Annotated in this window: 14 protein-coding genes and 1 pseudogene; 8 read left to right on the top strand and 7 right to left on the bottom strand. The window is 35.8% G+C overall.

The window, feature by feature from the left end; translation table 11 throughout:
* The first annotated feature begins 1 nt into the window (after position 1).
* Together lptC and ACMA47_RS08095 are read left to right on the top strand one after the other, a co-directional pair.
* Positions 2–592, top strand: a complete 591-nt coding sequence (gene lptC, locus ACMA47_RS08100; protein WP_413929387.1) for an LPS export ABC transporter periplasmic protein LptC — start codon at positions 2–4, stop codon at positions 590–592.
* A gap of 12 nt (positions 593–604) precedes the next feature.
* The gene (locus tag ACMA47_RS08095) at positions 605–1,648 is read left to right on the top strand and encodes an anhydro-N-acetylmuramic acid kinase (RefSeq protein WP_413929386.1); all 1,044 of its coding nucleotides are present in this window, start codon (positions 605–607) and stop codon (positions 1,646–1,648) included.
* Between the two features lie 50 nt (positions 1,649–1,698).
* On the opposite strand, the pseudogene ACMA47_RS08090 reads toward ACMA47_RS08095, so the two are convergent.
* Positions 1,699–1,794, bottom strand: a pseudogene (locus tag ACMA47_RS08090) (SRPBCC family protein); the annotation flags it as partial.
* 443 nt (positions 1,795–2,237) lie between these two features.
* On the opposite strand from ACMA47_RS08090, the gene ACMA47_RS08085 reads away from it, so the two are divergent.
* Positions 2,238–2,459 (top strand): NTF2 fold immunity protein, encoded by a 222-nt coding sequence (locus ACMA47_RS08085; protein WP_413929385.1) that lies wholly within the window; start codon positions 2,238–2,240, stop codon positions 2,457–2,459.
* 94 nt (positions 2,460–2,553) lie between these two features.
* A complete protein-coding gene (locus tag ACMA47_RS08080; RefSeq protein ID WP_413929384.1) occupies positions 2,554–3,102 on the top strand; it encodes a hypothetical protein in 549 nt (182 codons plus the stop codon).
* Between the two features lie 337 nt (positions 3,103–3,439).
* On the opposite strand, the gene ACMA47_RS08075 is transcribed toward ACMA47_RS08080, so the two are convergent.
* Positions 3,440–3,829: a hypothetical protein gene (locus ACMA47_RS08075; protein ID WP_034699917.1), complete on the bottom strand. Its 390-nt coding sequence runs from the start codon at positions 3,827–3,829 to the stop codon at positions 3,440–3,442.
* Positions 3,830–3,865: 36 nt separating this feature from the next.
* On the opposite strand from ACMA47_RS08075, the gene ACMA47_RS08070 reads away from it, so the two are divergent.
* Positions 3,866–4,474 (top strand): NUDIX hydrolase, encoded by a 609-nt coding sequence (locus ACMA47_RS08070; RefSeq protein WP_413929383.1) that lies wholly within the window; start codon positions 3,866–3,868, stop codon positions 4,472–4,474.
* Positions 4,475–4,639: 165 nt separating this feature from the next.
* Here ACMA47_RS08070 and ACMA47_RS08065 read toward each other — a convergent pair whose 3' ends face one another.
* Both ACMA47_RS08065 and gldJ read right to left on the bottom strand, forming a co-directional pair.
* Positions 4,640–5,911, bottom strand: coding sequence for a UDP-N-acetylmuramoyl-tripeptide--D-alanyl-D-alanine ligase (locus ACMA47_RS08065; protein WP_413929382.1), 1,272 nt, complete (start codon positions 5,909–5,911; stop codon positions 4,640–4,642).
* A gap of 151 nt (positions 5,912–6,062) precedes the next feature.
* Positions 6,063–7,664 carry a gliding motility lipoprotein GldJ gene (gldJ, locus tag ACMA47_RS08060; protein WP_413929381.1) on the bottom strand — a complete coding sequence of 534 codons (1,602 nt, stop codon included), beginning with the start codon at positions 7,662–7,664 and terminating at the stop codon, positions 6,063–6,065.
* 164 nt (positions 7,665–7,828) lie between these two features.
* Between gldJ and porU the strand changes: the two genes are divergently transcribed.
* On the top strand, positions 7,829–11,731 hold the full coding sequence (gene porU, locus ACMA47_RS08055) for a type IX secretion system sortase PorU (RefSeq protein ID WP_413929380.1): 3,903 nt from the start codon (positions 7,829–7,831) through the stop codon (positions 11,729–11,731).
* 60 nt (positions 11,732–11,791) lie between these two features.
* Complete coding sequence (gene porV / locus ACMA47_RS08050; RefSeq protein ID WP_034699905.1) at positions 11,792–12,955, top strand: type IX secretion system outer membrane channel protein PorV; 1,164 nt, start codon at positions 11,792–11,794, stop codon at positions 12,953–12,955.
* Positions 12,956–13,309: 354 nt separating this feature from the next.
* Here the strand turns inward: porV and blaCHM are convergent, their stop codons facing one another.
* On the bottom strand, positions 13,310–14,068 hold the full coding sequence (gene blaCHM, locus ACMA47_RS08045) for a CHM family subclass B1 metallo-beta-lactamase (RefSeq protein WP_413929379.1): 759 nt from the start codon (positions 14,066–14,068) through the stop codon (positions 13,310–13,312).
* A gap of 228 nt (positions 14,069–14,296) precedes the next feature.
* On the opposite strand from blaCHM, the gene ACMA47_RS08040 reads away from it, so the two are divergent.
* Positions 14,297–16,561, top strand: a complete 2,265-nt coding sequence (locus ACMA47_RS08040; protein WP_413929378.1) for an FUSC family membrane protein — start codon at positions 14,297–14,299, stop codon at positions 16,559–16,561.
* Here ACMA47_RS08040 and ACMA47_RS08035 read toward each other — a convergent pair.
* Both ACMA47_RS08035 and ACMA47_RS08030 read right to left on the bottom strand, forming a co-directional pair.
* Positions 16,542–17,156: a 4'-phosphopantetheinyl transferase family protein gene (locus ACMA47_RS08035; RefSeq protein WP_034699899.1), complete on the bottom strand. Its 615-nt coding sequence runs from the start codon at positions 17,154–17,156 to the stop codon at positions 16,542–16,544. The two genes, ACMA47_RS08040 and ACMA47_RS08035, sit on opposite strands and share 20 nt — an antisense overlap.
* Before the next feature lie 370 nt (positions 17,157–17,526).
* Entirely contained in the window at positions 17,527–18,045 is a 519-nt protein-coding gene (locus ACMA47_RS08030; RefSeq protein ID WP_413929377.1) for a pyridoxamine 5'-phosphate oxidase family protein, read from the bottom strand.
* Between the last annotated feature and the right edge of the window lie 38 nt (positions 18,046–18,083).

Below are 18,083 nucleotides of genomic sequence, written 5' to 3'. Positions count from 1 at the left end.
AATGAACTTTTCAAAAAAAATATCATATAAAAATATAGCATGCCTTTTTAGTTGTGCTATATTTTTTATATTGACATCCTGTGAGGAAGATCTTACCAAAAGAAACGGCAATCAAAGCAAAAACTTTCCTTCACAGATCATCAACAACGCTAATATTATACAGCGTGATTCAGGCTTTATTACTTTAAAAGCCAAAGCACCGATCATTGAAAAATATGAGTTGATTGACAGTCCGTATGTAGTAGCCAGAAAAGGAATTGACATTGAGTTTTTTGATAAAAAGAAACCTAAAGTTCCAGGAAGAATTACGGCTAAATACGCCCGTATTTTTGAATACAAAAAATTCTACGAAGCCAAAGGTGATGTAAGAATAAAAACCAATGAAGGACAGAGATTTGCTATGCAGAGTATTTATTGGGATCAACGAAAAAACAGAATCTATACCAAAGATACGGTATATGTAACGATGGAAGACGGTTCTACACTGGTAGGAGCAAATGGAATGACTGCCAAGGATGATTTTTCCGAATACACATTCTATAACAACTCCGGAGATTTCAGTTCCAAAAGAATTTCTGAAAATAAAAAATAAATCCAAAAAATAATGAAAGTGCTGGCTATTGGGTTGATGTCCGGGACAAGCCTGGATGGTTTGGATATCTGTCTCGCTGAATTTGAAAAGCAAGATACATGGACCTTTCAAATCCTGAAAGCCGAAACACTCTCCTATTCTGAGGATTGGGAAACTCAACTTAGAAATTCTATTCATCTTTCTTCTGAAGATTTATTGGAACTGCATTCAGCGTATGGCTTTTATCTTGGGCAACAGGTTAAAAAATTTATTCATCAACATCAGCTTGAAAATATCAACCTGATTGCATCTCATGGCCATACAGTTTTTCATCAGCCTCAAAAAAAATTCACACTACAAATCGGCGACGGCAGAGCGATAAAACTGGAAACCGGATTACCTGTTATCTATGATTTCAGAAGTCAGGATGTCTTGATGAAAGGAAACGGAGCTCCTCTGGTTCCTATAGGAGATGAATTACTTTTCTCAAAATACAGTGCCTGTCTGAATCTGGGCGGATTTTCCAATATTTCTTTACGTTCAGAAGGAAAAAGAATTGCTTTTGATATCGCTCCGGTAAATATTGTTCTGAACCATTTGGCTCAACAGCTTCATAAAAATTTTGATGAAAACGGAGCATTGGCAGCAAAAGGAAAAACAGATGAAACTTTACTGAACCAACTTAACGCTTTGGAGTTCTATCAAATTTCACATCCAAAATCTTTGGGAATAGAATGGTGCCATCAATATATATTTCCGCTTCTTGAACATATTGAAATAGTAGATGCGCTGGCTACTTTTACAGAACATGCTGCCCAGCAGATCGCCAATGTTATCAATGAATACAATATAAAAGACATCCTTATCACTGGTGGAGGTGCTTACAACACGTTTTTAATTGAAAAAATAAGAACGAAAACACAAGCCGAAGTGATCATTCCCGAAAAAGAGATCATCGATTATAAGGAAGCCTTGATTTTTGCCTTTATGGGTGTTTTAAAAATGAATAAAGAGATCAATGTGTTGTCTTCTGCGACTGGAAGTACTGAGGATCATTCATCAGGAGTTATTGCTTAAGAAACTTCTCACATATAAAAATAAAAAAACCTTCAAAATGAAGGTTTTTATTATTTATAAGCTTCGATTTTATCGGTAAGCGTATTGATAAAGTTCTGTAAAGGCTTTTCAACCATCATTTTGATGAATGGATTGAATTTCCCTTCGCTCCCGCATGAATCCCTTCGTGTGGAACTTATTCTACTAATTCAGTATTTATTATTTGTTATGTTGATATATGAATTCAGAATAATAAAGAACTTCTTTTAAAAATATAAGATCATTAAAAACAAAAGTTTTTAGGAATTCAATCTGATTCTCTGATCTATAGTTTTAAACTAAATTACACGAAAGGATTCGTGCGCTAGCAGGGGATTTGACAAGCTTATATTATCAAATATTCTGCCTCCTAATTTTAGAGGTATTTGGTATCCCTTGGGCTATACTTAATTTGTCAAAAGAACTTATTACATAAACCACTGTTCAACTACAGTAGTTTTTTCCTATCTTTTGTTAAATAAATTATTCAATGAAGTATTGTATTCTTATGGCATTAATTTCAGTGACAAGTTGTAAAGAGAGTAATACATATAAAGGAGAAAAGCCCCTAATGAATAAAGAAATCGCAATTTCCATAGCTGAAAAGAAATGGAAGCAAGTTTATGGTAACTCAGCAATAAATAAGCAAAAACCATTTGTTACAGAAAGGAAAAACGACAGTATTTGGATTGTACAGGGAAATTTTCCATCACCACCGAAAATAGGTGGAGTTGCCTATGCAGAAGTAAATATCAAAACAAAAAAAGTGGTCAAATATACCCATGGAGAATAAAAATGGTCTTCTTTATCACTTTAGGAATATCACAATAAGGTCAAATGATAAGAATTTATGTACTGAAGGACTTTTTTTGATTATCGGGAAAGAATTGAAGTTACACACAGGCAACCAAAAAACTGAAGATTACTTAGAAGTTCTCAAATATCTGATTAACTACTGTGTAGATACTAATCCTGTGATTATGGACAGCCAAAATATTGGCTATTATTCATGGCTTTTACAATTCAGGTTGGATGAAGATAACTGCTATGATCTATATGAAGCAAACGTTGACGGCAGTGGCTTTAATAGAGGTTGTGAGACAGCCATTTCAGCTGTTAGAGAACAAAGTGAAATATGTTGGCAGCAAAATCTTATTCCTCTTTTTCCCAACTTCAATCAGTCAGTTGTTATTTCAGATGGAGTTTATGAAAGAAAGGATATTGAAGGAATCAGATATGATTCGCCTCAGGACGAAAGTGGTTGGTATCTTATTACAGACGACTATAATGACGATATTAAATCATTGAAAATGGTTCACTTTTATCGTGTTGCTTTCGCCCGTCCTGATATTTTAAAATATCTGGCAATACCTTTCGGATACAGATTTATCATGAAAGGTGGAAATGTTGAAATATGTAGAAATGAGGAAGAGTAATCCTCGGGCATGTTTCAAAAATGTTGGTTTCCATTATTAAAGGATATTGACAAAGAAAATTATAATAAAATAATTGAGTTATCCTTTTAATTAATACTCAAGATTAATAATTAACAAAGGTTTTCTTATTGAGCACCCTTCGAAAGGTTCAGGGTGACAAGTCGAATACCAACCGAAATTTTTAAGCGCTGTCAGGCTGAACCTGTCAAAGCTATTATTACTGGAAGAGATAGGTTTGTTAATAAAATAATTTAAAACAGGTAAGCTATAGGTTGCCTGTCTTATTTTCACCAACTTTCCTGTAAAAATAAAAAAACCTTCAAAATGAAGGTTTTTATTATTTATAAGCTTCGATTTTATCGGTAAGCGTATTGATAAAGTTCTGTAAAGGTTTTTCAACCATCATCTTGATGAATGGATTGAATTTTCCTTCAAATAACATCTGAACCTCAGTCTGATTTTCACTGATTGGGTTCAATGTAGCAGTTAATGAGAAATCAAGGCTTGAACTTGCAGATCTTAAAACAGCTTTCTGATCATCTACTTCATCTATTTTTAATGCGATTTCAGGCATTCCCTGTAATCCAAATTTAAATCCGTTATCTCTTGTTTCAAATTTCTGAAGACCATCCGGCATAAAATCTTTATAATTTTCAGGAGATTTCAGCAACTCGGTAAGTTCTTTAGATGATTTATTGACAATAATCTTTCGTCCTTCTAAATTCATTTTTTATTTTTGTATTTAAATTCTTAACTATTACAAATGTATAAAGTTTTTGTCAACGAAAAAAAATTATTACTATCTAAGCATCCTGAAGAACTTGAAAAAAAGCTTGGATATGAAAATTATACAACTTTAGAGATCGCATTGGATCTTTTGGAGAATACTTCTGTGCAGGAACTGAATGTGTATGGAGAGAATTTGGAAGAAATCTGGCAGGAGTTTCAAAAGCTTTTCAGAATTATAGAAGCTGCAGGAGGTCTTGTTAATAATCCTGAAGGTAAAATTCTTTTCATCAAAAGACTGGGTAAATGGGATCTTCCTAAGGGTAAAATGGAAAAAGGAGAATCCAGAGAAGAGTCTGCCGTAAGAGAAATAGAGGAAGAAACAGGTTTAAGCAATGTTGAACTTGTACAATTCATCAATACCACTTACCATATCTATGTAGAAAGAAATGGAGAGAAAATCTTAAAATGTACGCATTGGTTTGAAATGAATTTTGACGGCGAAGATACTTCCAAACCGCAAATAGAAGAAGGTATCACCGAAGTTGCCTGGAAAACGACATCAGAAATTGAAAATGAAGTGTTCCCGAGTACTTTTAAAAATATCAAACTGATCGTAAAAGAATTCTGGGATTCGAAGAAATAAATATGAAGGCTGGAAGTTGGAAGAGTGAAGCTGGAAGTTACGATCCAGCAACCCTCGTTTTCTGGTGATCATTTTAACAATGAAAATTTATAAAATGATATAAAAAGAGAATACTCGTTGCTTGTCTTCAAGAACTTCCCTCTCCCAGCCTCCAGCTTCCTTACTTTAAATAAAGTCGATCAATTTCTCCAGGGCAATTCCTCTGGACCCTTTTAACAATATGTTTTCGGACTGAATTTTATTCTGTTTTAAATAGTCTGTTAATTCTGCTGTATTTTCAAAAGCAAGGTCTGAAGCATTTACAGCTTTAAAATGTTTTCCAACAGTAATAATCTCATTGAAATGAAGGTCCTGAGCCAGTTTTAAGATGTTCTGATGCTCTTTTTCACTTTCATCACCTAATTCCAGCATATCACCAATAATAATGGTTTTACTCCCTTCAAAACTGATGAAATTATTCAAAGAAGCACTCATAGAACTTGGATTGGCATTATACGTATCCAGAACCAAAGTTCTCCCCTCTTTTTTCACCACCTGAGATCTCATATTTGTTGGGGTGTAAAGTTCCAACGCATGTTTTATTTTTTCAAAGCTGATTCCGAAATGAAGTCCTAAACTGGTAGCTGCACAAAGATTGGTAAAATTATACTCTCCTGTCAGTTTTGAAACCGCTTTTACTCCCTGATACGTCAATCCTACAAAATGTTCTGCGGAAAACGATTCAAAATTGTAGTCTGATGTCTCTTTTCCAAAAGTAATTTTAGGAGAATAGTTTTCAGTTTTTTCAGCCTGGATAGGATCGTTTTCATTAACAACAATACTTCTGTTATTGTTTTTAAGATAATCATAGAGTTCAGACTTTCCTTTGATTACTCCCTCAAAACCTCCGAATCCTTCCAAATGAGCTTTTCCAAAATTGGTAATATATCCGAAATCAGGTTGTGAAATGGTACACAGAAATTCAATTTCTTTCTGATGATTAGCTCCCATTTCAATCACAGCCATTTCATGTTCCGGTTTAATGGAAAGGATGGTCAACGGAACTCCGATATGATTATTCAGATTTCCAGCAGTATACTGAACATTAAATTTTTCAGAAAGGACCGCATGAATCAACTCTTTGGTCGTTGTCTTTCCATTACTTCCCGTAAGTCCTATAAAAGGAATAGTAAGTTTGCTTCTATGATAGATTGCCAGCTGTTGTAAAAACTCAAGAGTAGATGGAACATAGAAAATATTTTTATCTTTGTTTTCAAATTCCGGAAGTTCAACAATCACTGCCAAAGCTCCGTCATCAATGGCTTTTTCTGCCAGCGTAGCTGCATTGAAATTCTCACCGGAAAAGGCAAAGAAAATATCATTCTCTGCTATTTTTCTGCTGTCAATGGTTACTTTTGCTGCCTGCAGAAATAAAGGATAAAACTGTTCTATATTCATTTGGATATATATCTTTTTTAAAAAAATCGCATGCAATCGCCAAATCTATATAAGCGTTTTAGACTTTTTAGTCCAAGCGATTTCACGAGTCAAAAATAAAAAAACCTTCCGAAAGTTCGGAAGGTTTTTTATAAGTATTTTTTGATAAATATTATCTTCTAGTTCTACTCTTATCGCTGGCTTTAGCATCCTGTGCAACACGGAATCCTACCCAACCATAAGCTCTGTTTTGATTTTTATATCTTCTTTGTCCCGGATCCAACCAGTAAGCTGTATCCTGCCAAGAACCACCTTTTACCACTCTAACCTCGTTAGAAATTCCGGAAGTTCTGTCTTTAGTATCTTTTTGTAACTTCACTCTACCTGTTCCATCTACAACAAAGCTTTTCTTAGGAGCATTGTACATATCGAATCCTGCAGCAGAATCAGAAGCTCTGTAATATTCTAAAGAAGACTGTCTGTCACCATCTCTGTAGTTTCTGTAGTCAGCGATAGTTTGTCTTTCGAACTGTCCAGGAAGACCTCTGTAAACTAATCTTCCGTCAGCTAAAGTGTCATATTTGATAGTACCTTCGTCGATCATTTTGTAAGTACCGTCACCGTTTCTTACGATCGCCTGAGGCATGTTTCCTCTATAGTAGTTGAAGTCGTTGTAATCTTCATCGATAATAGGTCTGTAAACGTCAGCCGTCCATTCAGAAACGTTTCCGTACATTCCATAGATCCCTAAATCGTTAGATGGATATTGTCTTACGTCAGAAGTCTGAGCAGATCCGTCATTCTTCCATCCAGCGATACCAGAATAGTCACCTTTACCCATTTTGAAGTTTTCAAGGAACATTCCTCTGTCTCTTCCTTTAGTACCTCTTAATCTTTCGATTTCAGGTTTTTTACCCAGATATTGGTTATATTCTCTGTTTTTAGCCATACCAAGAGCTGCATATTCCCATTCTACTTCAGTAGGAAGTCTGAACTTCTGTACCATTGCAGAATTTGGAGCTCTGTTAGCTGCAAGCAATCTCTGGTTGGTTGTTTTCATACCAGTTTTTTGCTGCATTCTTTTCTCATTGATATATCCTTGCATTTCAGGATCATTCGCTTTGAATTTATCCATGTTGAAAGCAGTACCTCCCTGGTTGTTGGATTCGTTGATATACAAATCCTTAGCAATAACACCTGCCTGCATCAAAGCTTTTTCGTTCGCTCTGTCTGACAGCCATTCACAGTATCTGTTTGCCTGAGTCCAGGAAACTCCTACTACCGGATAGTAATCAAATTCCGGAGAACGTAAATACGTTTCGTTATAATCGTTTCTTGCTAATTTGTTGTCCCATAATAAGGTATCCGGTAAAGCACCGTTATAGATCTCCTTAAAACTCGGGTCACTTGGTGGGAATACATACTTCAACCATGTAAGGTATTCGCGGTATTCGTAGTTAGTAATTTCAGTTTCACCGATAAAGAATGAACTTACCTGCATTCTGCGAGGTGTGTTATTCCAATCGTGCATAACATCATCTTTCACTAATCCCATTGTAAAAGTTCCACCTTCTACATATACCATCCCAGGCCAACCCTTCTGCTTCTGTTGCTTTCCTGCAAAAAACCAACCCTGTTTTTCGTTTGGTTTCCAACCTGTTTTGCTGACAAATTTTTTGGTACCGCCACCTTTGCTGGTTCCTGATCCGCCACAGCTGGTTAATGCAAGTGTAGAACTTAATGCTATTAATGAAAACAACTTTAGTTTTTTCATAGTCGATATAAATATTTTCAAAGTACAAAGAAAAAATAAATTATTCAATAAATCAAGTAAACATTTGATTTTTTTGAAAAACGTTAACAAATTAATTTTATTGTATCACAATTTAATTCTAAAATTTTCATTTATTTTGTAATTTAGCAATTTCAATAGTAAACATGAAACGAAAAATTACGATTTTATCTTTAATCGCTTTTGCATCAACACTTTACGCCCAAAGAAACACCATTGAATGGAATGGTTCTAAAATTCAGGATTTTGGTGACACAAAATTAAATCTTCCCAATTTTAAAAATGAAGGTTTTTCTTTCAGCCAAAATAATGTTTTTATAGTAAGCAAGCAAAAAATCGGAGAAAAGCAATTAAAAATCTCAGACCTTGTTTGGGAAAACGTTTCTAACCAGGAATTGTTTGAACTGGATAAAGGCAGACTTCCTGATTATGATGTAGCAGATGTTTCCTATTATACTTTAGAAGGTGAAAGCTATGCCAGCATTAGTATTGCTTTATTTAAAAATATAAAAGGGCGCGTTCAGAGATTATCTTCATTTAATGTTTCAGAAGCGTCTTCTTTTATCAATACAACAGGAACGGTTAATAAAATAGGCACCACCGGCAATCCTTTATCAAGTGGAAATTTTTATAAGATAAAGGTAGACAAGTCCGGAGTATTCAAAATTACTTCCCAGTTTTTAAAAGATAACGGAATTAATCCGAGCTCTGTAAATCCTAAAAACTTCAGAATTTATGGAAATGGAGGAGTAATGCTTCCTGAATACAATCAGGATCCAAGATACGGAGCTTTACAGGAAAACTCCATTCAGGTAGTAGGTGAAGATGACGGAGTATGGAATGATAATGACTATGCTCTTTTCTATGCACAAGGACCTGATGGGTATAACCTCTATGATACAGGCAATGGAAATGGTTTCAAAAGACACGATACCCGATTCAGTGAAAGAAGTAATAATGTCAAAAATATTTATGAAGATTTCTCTTATTATTATATCAATTTTGACAAAGGTGCAGGAAAAAGAGTTCCTACTGTAGACGGAAATCTTCCTGCCCAGCTGATTACAAGATATGACAGTTACCAGGTAATTAACAAGGATCAGAAAAACCTTTTAAAAGTAGGAAGAACATGGGTAGAGGATACTCCTTTCTCCAATGAAAAAACCATAACATTGTCTACCAATTCACCTATACAGGCGAATGATGTAGTACGATACAGAACTCAGGTGGTGGCGTATAATTCTCAGCAGAATACGATGGATTTTAAAATCAATAATTTAAATCCACACCCACAGCAGGTAATTCCTATGGATACTCCTTCCTATCAGTACACCTTCTATCCTGTAACATATACCGGAACATTAACCAATCTTACCGGAAACCAGTTTACATTGGTTTATAATCCTGATATTTCCAAGAATCCGAATGGAACTTTCTATTTTGATTATCTGGAAGTTCAGTATAAAGAAAATCTTGCATTCAATGGTTCACAAATGAACTTCAGGGATTATTCAATTCTAAGTGGAAGTAATACAGACTACGGTTTCAGCATCACCAATGCAGCTAATATAGAACAGGTATGGGATGTAACGGATATTACCAACGCTAACAGAAGAGTGAATAAAGCAGGTGGTGGTTCTTTCAACTTTGCCTACACTGCTGCTGATCAGAATTTCAATAATGAATTTGTAGCTTTCCGTGCGGATGCTGCTTTCAGTCCACAGTTTGTAGGAAGAATTTCCAATCAGAATCTTTCTGCCATACAAAACGTAGATTATCTTATCCTTACCGTACCTGAAATGATGGGGCAGGCACAAAGAATAGCCAACTATCATCAGACCACTCATAACTACAAAGTAGAAATTGTTGACATTAACAAAATCTATGAGGAATATGGCAGCGGAAGTAAAGACCTTACCGCGATAAGAGATTTCGTAAGCAAACTCAATACTCCTCTGGGTAGACTTCAGTATGTATTTATTCTTGGAGATGCTTCATACGATTATAAAAACAGGGTTCCGAATAACTCAAACGTTGTTGCCAGCTACCAGAGTGAACAATCTTCAGATTATGTATCATCATTTGTTACGGATGATTATATTGTCATGACTAAGCCACAGACCACATTATTAATTGAAAACAATTTACCGGATGTGCCCGTGGGTAGAATTCCTGCAGCCAATGTAAGTGAAGCTGGGGATATGATCAATAAAACACTGGCTTATAACAATTCTCTTCAAGGGCAGTCATCTCCTTTCGGAGACTGGCGTATGCGACTTGACTTTGTAGTGGATGATAATGAGGAAGGAGGAGGTCCTTTTCATAATGTAATGAACAATTCACTGGTGAATATTTTTGAACAGCCAGGCCAGCTGGATCTTAAAGAATATAATGTTAAAAAACTATATATGGATGCCTTTACCGCTCAGAGTACATCTGGAGGAAGAAGATATCCGCAGGTAAACCAGGCGATTTCCAACGCTATCGGAAACAGTTTGTACCTGTTCTACTTCGGACACGGAGGAATCAATGGTTGGGCACAGGAAAGAGTCCTTACCAGTACAGAGGTTCAGAATGCCAACAATTTCTCTAATGTATACAGCAGGTTCCCTTTTGTCTCTACCATCACTTGTGAGTTCACATTATGGGACGAACCTTCAACCAATTCTGTTGGAGAACAGTTTATTAAAATGAAGCAGGGAGGTGTTTCTACCATGATTACTTCCAGCCGTGCTATTGGGGTAGATTACGGACGTGATTTTACCAATACATTCACTCAGAATATTTTTAAATTAACCAATGACGATTTTAATTCATTAGGGAACGCCCACTTAATTGCCAAAAAACAAAAAGGACCAAACAGCAACCATTTAAAAGTAAACTTCCTGGGTGATCCTGCTATGAAATTAAGCAGACCTCAAAGACTTTTGGTTATTGATAATATTGAAACTCCGGTTCCAGGACTGATCAGAGGTTTGGATTTTGTAAAAATCAAAGGACACATCAATAATCCAAACGGAACCCTGAACAATACCTTCAACGGAAAAGTCAGCATCAATATTTTTGATAAGAGATTAAACAAGAAAACACTTAACAACAGTGGAATTTTAACTCCGGTTTTAGATTATACTGAAGAAGGAAGTGCAATTGTAAAATCTGCAGGAACTGCCGTAAACGGAGTTTTCACTGCAGAATTCTATGTTCCTAAAGACATTAACTATGCTGTAGGACAAGGAAGAATACTAGCATATTCTGACAACAAATCAACGGATGTTTTCAACAACCAGGCTGTACAGGTGGGTGATATCAATCCTAATGGAATTAATGATAATCAACCTCCAAAAGTAAAGCTGTATATGAACAACACCAACTTTGCAGATGGTGGAATCACCAATCAGAATCCTATGCTTCTTGCCTGTCTTACCGATGACACAGGAATCAACTCAACAGGATCCGGTGTAGGACATGATATTACAGTATATCTTGACGGACAGATTATCAATACCGTGGTTTTAAATGATTTTTATGCTCCGGGAGAAGGAAACGGATGCTTAAACCCAAGTCTTGCCGAATATCAGAAAGGGAATGTAACCTACCCTTTCAGAAATCTTTCCATAGGACAACATCAATTATCATTTAAAGTTTGGGATATAAACAATAATTCGACAACTGCTACGTTAAATTTTGAAGTTAAAGATGAGTCTGACCAACACCTGACGATCAACCGTCCGTTGAACTGGCCAAATCCATTCACCAATAAAACCTATATTCAGTTTGAACACAACTGTGATGACATTCTGGATGTGAACGTACAAATTTATACAATAACCGGAAGATTGGTAAGAACTTTATCGCAGCCAGTGGTTGCAGAACCGTTCCTACAGGGCTTTAGAACCCCTCGCCAAGCCATAGAATGGGACGGAAGAGATGATTTTGGAGCTACAGTAGCAAAAGGTACGTATATTTTTAAGATATTTGCAAAAAGTCAAAATCAAGAAAAATGCAAAGGAAGTGCTACAGCTGTAGAAAAAATGGTACTTTTGAAATAATTAAACAGAACAATAGATAATAATATTAATAAAAAACTGATAATATATAAAAGACAACATATGAATTTAACTACTAAACTGCTATTAGGATTTGGTTTGAGTGCTGGTTTTTTAGGCTATTCGCAAGATTTAGGTAAAGTAAACCCAGTTCTTACCGGAGCTCCTTTCTTAAGAATTGCACCTGATGCAAGATCGGGAGGTATGGGAGATCAAGGGGTGGTAACCTCTCCGGATGCATTTTCACAATTCTGGAATGCGGCTAAATACCCTTTCAGCAGGACAAGTTCTTCCGTAGGTCTTAACTATACGCCTTACATGGGAAAACTTACCAATGATGTATTCTTATTATATGCTTCGTTCCATAAGTTTTTAGGACAGGAAGAAAGATCTACAATCTCTGCGAGTATCTATTATTTCAATATGGGACAGGTAGACCTGACTCAATTGGTGGGTACAGAAATTGCATCAATGGGTACATCAAAACCAAACGAATTCTCCATTGACGTTGCCTACGCTTTGAAACTTTCTGATTCATTCTCCGGAGCTGTTACCGGTAGATTTATCCGTTCAGACTTAGCCGGAGGATTCAACACAGATACAACACTTAAGGCTGCAAACAGTTTTGCAGTAGACGTTTCAGGATACTATACCTCTCCAAGATTCTCCAGTATTGGTGGATATGATGGTAAAGTGAATGCAGGTTTGGCTATTCAGAACTTAGGTCCGAAACTGGATTATACAGGAAATGAAGAATCAAGATCTTATCTTCCTACTATGGCAAGATTAGGGGTTGGATACGATATGTACCTGGATGACATGAACAGAGTTGGAATTTCTGTGGAAGGTTCAAAATTGTTAGTTCCTGGATCTGAGTATGCAGGAATAGACCCGAATACAAGACAGCCTATTTATCAGATCCCGAATGTAGGACCAATGGCTGGTATCGGAAAATCTTTCAAAAATAAAAACAGTATCATGTACAGTGGTGCTCTAGAATATTCTTATGACAATGCATTTTCTGTAAGAGGAGGTTACTTCCATGAAAGTGAAGAGCAGGGAGCAAGACAGTTTGCTACTGCAGGGGTTGGGTTAAGATACCGTTCTTTCGGACTTGATCTTTCCTACCTGATCAACATGTCTAAGATCAACAGCGCTTTGGATAACACGCTACGTTTCGGTCTTACCTGGAACATTGGAGAAGAAACATCCAACAACGATCGTTAATAAAAACAACAGCTCTATAAAAAAAGCCTCATACATTGTATTGAGGCTTTTTTATGTCAATGGTCAATGGTCAATTCGCTTCGCTTGTCAATTTCTTTTACGTATTGCAAACATTCACCATTCACTTTGCAAAGCAAAAATTCACTAGTAAAAAGATCCGTCAATTGTCAATCGTCAATTCGCTTCGTTTGTCAATTTCTTTTATATACTGCAAGCATTCACCATTCACTTTGCGAAGCAAAAAATTCACTGGTAAAAAGATTTGTCAATTGTCAATCGTCAATTCGCTTCGCTTGTCAATTTCTTTTAGATACTGCAATCATTCACTATTCACTTTGCGAAGCAAAAAATTCACTATTGACCTTTGAATAATGTAATAGTATAATCAAGCAGCTTCCCGTCGCCATACTCTCCATGTCCGGGAACTACAATTTTCACATCCGGATATTCTTTTTTTACTTTTTGAACAGTACTGGACCATGCAGAAACATTAGCATCACCTAAATATCCTTTACCCGCCTCCAGCTCTTTTAATAAACAGCCTCCAAATAAAACATTCTCACTAGGGAAATAACCGACAGCATTATCTTTTGTATGTCCTTCTCCAAAAAATTTGGCCAGAACATCTTTGTCTCCTACTTTTAAAATAACAGAATCATTAAAACCGTTCTCAGGGATAACAAAATTGTTTTCTTTGGCTAATTCGATGGTTTTAGTATATGCATAAGAAGGAATATTATGTTTATGAAAAGCCATCAATCCTCCTAAACTGTCATCATGAAAATGGGTTGGAATAACAGCATTGATTTTTGCATTGAGCTTTTCATTAATCCATTGTATCAATTCTTCTGAACTTTTGTCATTGGTAGGGGTATCAAAAACAATAGTTTCGTGATGATCTTTTACAACCAATCCATTACAGGGTACATTCCCGAAATCATTCGTCTGTTTAAAGGAAGTATGAATAAAAGAATTTTCCGAAATCTGAGTAATGATCAGGTTTTTTGATTCATAGATTTTCTTTGCTTTAAAATGATCTTTGCTCTGCGAAGTACAGCTTAGAATAATAAAAGAGCACAAAATGACAAATATATTTTTAATAATGATTTTCATGAAACTATTATTTAAGATTGAGATAAACTAAGATAAGAATTCGTGGAACAAGATTTGTTAGGTGTTGTGTTAAAAGTGACCGATTGTGAATTGTGAATCATTCCTATGTTTCCTCTGTCAGTTTATTTTAAATAGCATACAGCTCAATTAAAAAAAATATAACATTTAAGTTTGTAAAAGTCTCTTTTTTATGGCGATTTTCTTAAATTCAATAGCTATTTTTGTAATATGAACTATTCGGCGGAACTAAAAAAATTTGTAACCAGTCAGTATGTATATTCTGCCATCAGAATTACATTAGCTACTGTTCTGCCTTGTTTAGTCCTCGCCCACTTCGGGATTTTGAAAGAATATTTCCTTTTTCCGCTGGGTACCAGCTTTGTAGCCCTTACAGACCAACCCGGTCCTTTTATCCGAAGAAGAAATGCCCTTACTTTTGCGATCTGCTGTTTTGTGTTTGTAGCACTCATTGCAAGCCTTGTGATGAATATCAAAGCATTAGTTCTTCTTGAGGTTGTAGTATTTGGGATGTTTTTCTCCCTGATCGGAGTGTATGGTCAGAGATTAGCAGCGGTAGGCTCATTATCCCTTGTGGTACTCGCCATCTTTATTGACGGGCATCTTACAGGAAGTAATATCTTTAAAAGTCTATTGATATTTGCTTCCGGCTGTATCTGGTTTTTGCTTATATTCCTTATTGTAACTACCATTCGTCCTTATAAACTGGCAAGCCAGATGATTGGCGAAAATTATCTTCAGCTGGCTGAGTTTTTAAAGATCAAAGCCAATTATTATCAGAAAAATCCGGATTTTAACAAGCTGACGACTCAGGTTATTGCCAAGCAGATTGAAATAAAAAACCTTCAGGAAGATACCAGAGAAACGGTTTTTAAAACCAGAACCATCGTCAATGAATCTACGACAACCAGTCGTTTATTAATGCTGATGTTCCTAAACTCGATGGACCTTCATGAAAAACTGATGACTTCGGAAAGTGACTATCAAAAGTTACAACAGAGCTTTGAAGACAGCATGATCCTGGTGAATATCCATGATTATCTTAACCTTTTGGCGGAGGAGATCACCAATATCGGAATTGCCCTTCAAAGTGGTACCAGAGCAAAGCCAATGTTTAACCTGGAACAGGAGTTAAAAAGCTTAAATTATAATTATTTCGAACTCAGAAATAAACAGTTGTCACCGGACAATCTGGAAAATTTCATGATTCTGCGCCAGATCCTGATGCGTATTTATGAAATTACAAAAGAAATTAACGAGATCTATAAAGTCTTTTCACAGGATATCAAACTGGCGAAAAGTTTATCTACAGGGTTAGACCTTAAAAAGTTTATGCCTAATGAGCCTAAACTGAATGCTAAGGTTTTAAGAAATAATATTTCCTTATCATCTTCCCATTTCCGTCATGCCATAAGAATTACAACAGCTTTGCTATTGGGATATGTTTTTTCTATGTTCGATTTTCTGGGACTGGGACACACGTATTGGATCTTAATTACCATTACAGCCATCTTAAAACCGGCTTATTCCATCACAAAACAGAGAAACCTTCTCCGTCTCTATGGAACGATTGCTGGAGCTAGTATTGCTTATGCGATTCTGTATTTTGTACATATTAACGGGGTTTTATTTGCTATTCTGCTCATTAGTATGATCATGTGTTTCAGTTTTCTGAAAGGAAGGTATTTCTGGGCGGTATTATTCATGACGATCTATGTTTTCCTCAGCTTTAATTTTTTAAATCCCGGGAAAGTCAATATTATATTTAAAGACAGAATCTTTGATACTGCTATTGCCGGAATCATTGCTTTTGCCGTATCTTATATTGTATTACCGGTTTGGGAACATACCCAAAATCTGGATCTGATGAAAAAGTCTGCCGCAGACAACCTTATTTATTTCCAGAGTGTGATTTCTAAATTCTTAGAGGGAAAGTTCGATCTTGAAGATTATAAGGTGAAGCGAAAAAACGCCATTATTTCACTGGCTAATCTTTCCGATAATTTCCAGAGAATGATTTCCGATCCTAAAAACCAGCAGAAAAAACTGGAAGTTGTTCACCAGTTTGTGGCTACATCACATCTGATTACGGCGTATACCGCTTCTCTATCTCAATACTCAAAAAGTAATGAGCAATATCCTGAAATAGATGCTGAAAGCTGGAGCAGAAAGATTGAGGCAGAAATGCAGCAGACCTCTACCCTTCTCAACGGAAATGATGTCAACGAAACCCTGAAAATGGAAAGCCGTCTTGAACCGGAAGATTCCTCCATTGAAGACATGCTTCTGAAAAGGAAAACAGAGATTGAGGAAAACGAAATTGTAGACCGAAGAGATCCTGATAAAATATCACATTTAACAGAGCTTAAAAATATCCACGATATTCTGGAGCTGATCTATGATGTCGCAAAGGAACAGAGAAAAGTGATCGAAAAATACAGAAACGAAACAGATCCTACTCCTCCACAATCGTAAAGCAGTAATCGTCAAAAAACTCTACCCTCGCTTTGAACTCATCTGAAAACTCATCATCATATACCCGGCAGCTTATTTTATGAAGATGCTTCAGTTCAAAAGGCTTTACTTCATAATTCTTTTTTAAAGACCAGTATTTAGAGTGATGGATTTTGTACATACTTTCCTTTACACTCCATATAATAGTATAAAAAGTATCCGCTTTGTCTTCCGGAATAAATCCACGCTCATTTTCATAGGTGAACTTATCAATTACCCTTAAAATTTTAGGATTGAACTTCTCTACGTCAATCCCTATTTTATTTTTAGAGATAGCAATGGCTGCAAAGGGAAAAGAATGCGTAATAGAAATTTCCGCATCGTTGGGAGAAAGAAAAGGTTCTCTTTCTTTGTATAAAATTTTAGAATTAGGTTTCAACCCTTTCAGGAGCTTACGAACCATAAGGACTTCAAGTAATTTTTTAGGATGATAATCCTTTACCTTCTCAGCATTTTCAGGCTCCAGAAGTTGGTTGATATCAAGTTCTTCACTTTCGTCGTACTTCCAAACCAGAATTGTGGCGTTATCATCTGAAAAATCTCTGTAGAGGGGCATTCTTTTTTTATTGGACAAAAATACTAAAAAAAGCTTGAAGATGGGAGTTGGAGGATGGAAGTTACTATTTGTTATAAAAACAACAGATCAATAAAGTTAGAAGAATTCATTGATGAAAAAAGGAATGAAAGATAGATGCGGGAAGATGGAGGTTACTAATCGTTGTAAAAAGAATTTTTAGACCAGGTAATAGAAATTGTTGATGAAAAAAAAGGAATGAGGAAAGGAAGCTGGGAGCTGGAAGGTTGAAGTGACTATTCGTTAGAAGAATAAATTAAAGATTAAATAAAAAAATGTTCATGAAAAACGGATTCTTTGTTTCCTTAATCTTTACAAGCCTCCAGCTTCCTGCTTCCAGCATCCAGCTTAATTATTTAGACTGATGATTCACATCATTTCTATGCTCTACAATTTCCAGATTTGCATCCACGAAATACGCACTTCCGAATCCGTTGACATAAGATCCTTTTACCGGCTGAAGGGCAATTAAAATAAAATCTCCCATTTCGGAAATTACATCCACTACTTTGCCATGATTTTCTTTAAGTTTAGCAACTACTGTATTCCAAACTTCAGAATCTCTTTCAATCTGAGAAGTGTTGGCTTCAATAGTAAGACGTTCGCGGGCATAGATCTGTTTGGTTGCTGATTCATCTTCAATAAACATAATGGATGTTTTTCTTCCGTCAGCAAGATTTTTAGTATGTTTTGCCATGAAAGATACCAGAATATAAAAAGTCTGATCTACCTGTACAAAAGGCGCATAACTTGAGTTAGGGTTTCCTTCTGCATCCACAGTAGCCAGAATGATGCTCTTAGAAGCATTGATTAATTCTTTTACTTTAGGAGTAACTGGTTTGGCTTTCTTTTCTGTATGAGTTTGATTCATAATATATTTATTTATCAGCTAAAATTAACTATTTATAT

Source organism: Chryseobacterium sp. T20, assembly GCF_047345655.1.
Taxonomy (GTDB): domain Bacteria; phylum Bacteroidota; class Bacteroidia; order Flavobacteriales; family Weeksellaceae; genus Chryseobacterium.
The sequence above is the reverse complement of the archived record's forward strand: the minus strand, read 5'-3'. Positions and strand labels throughout refer to the sequence as shown.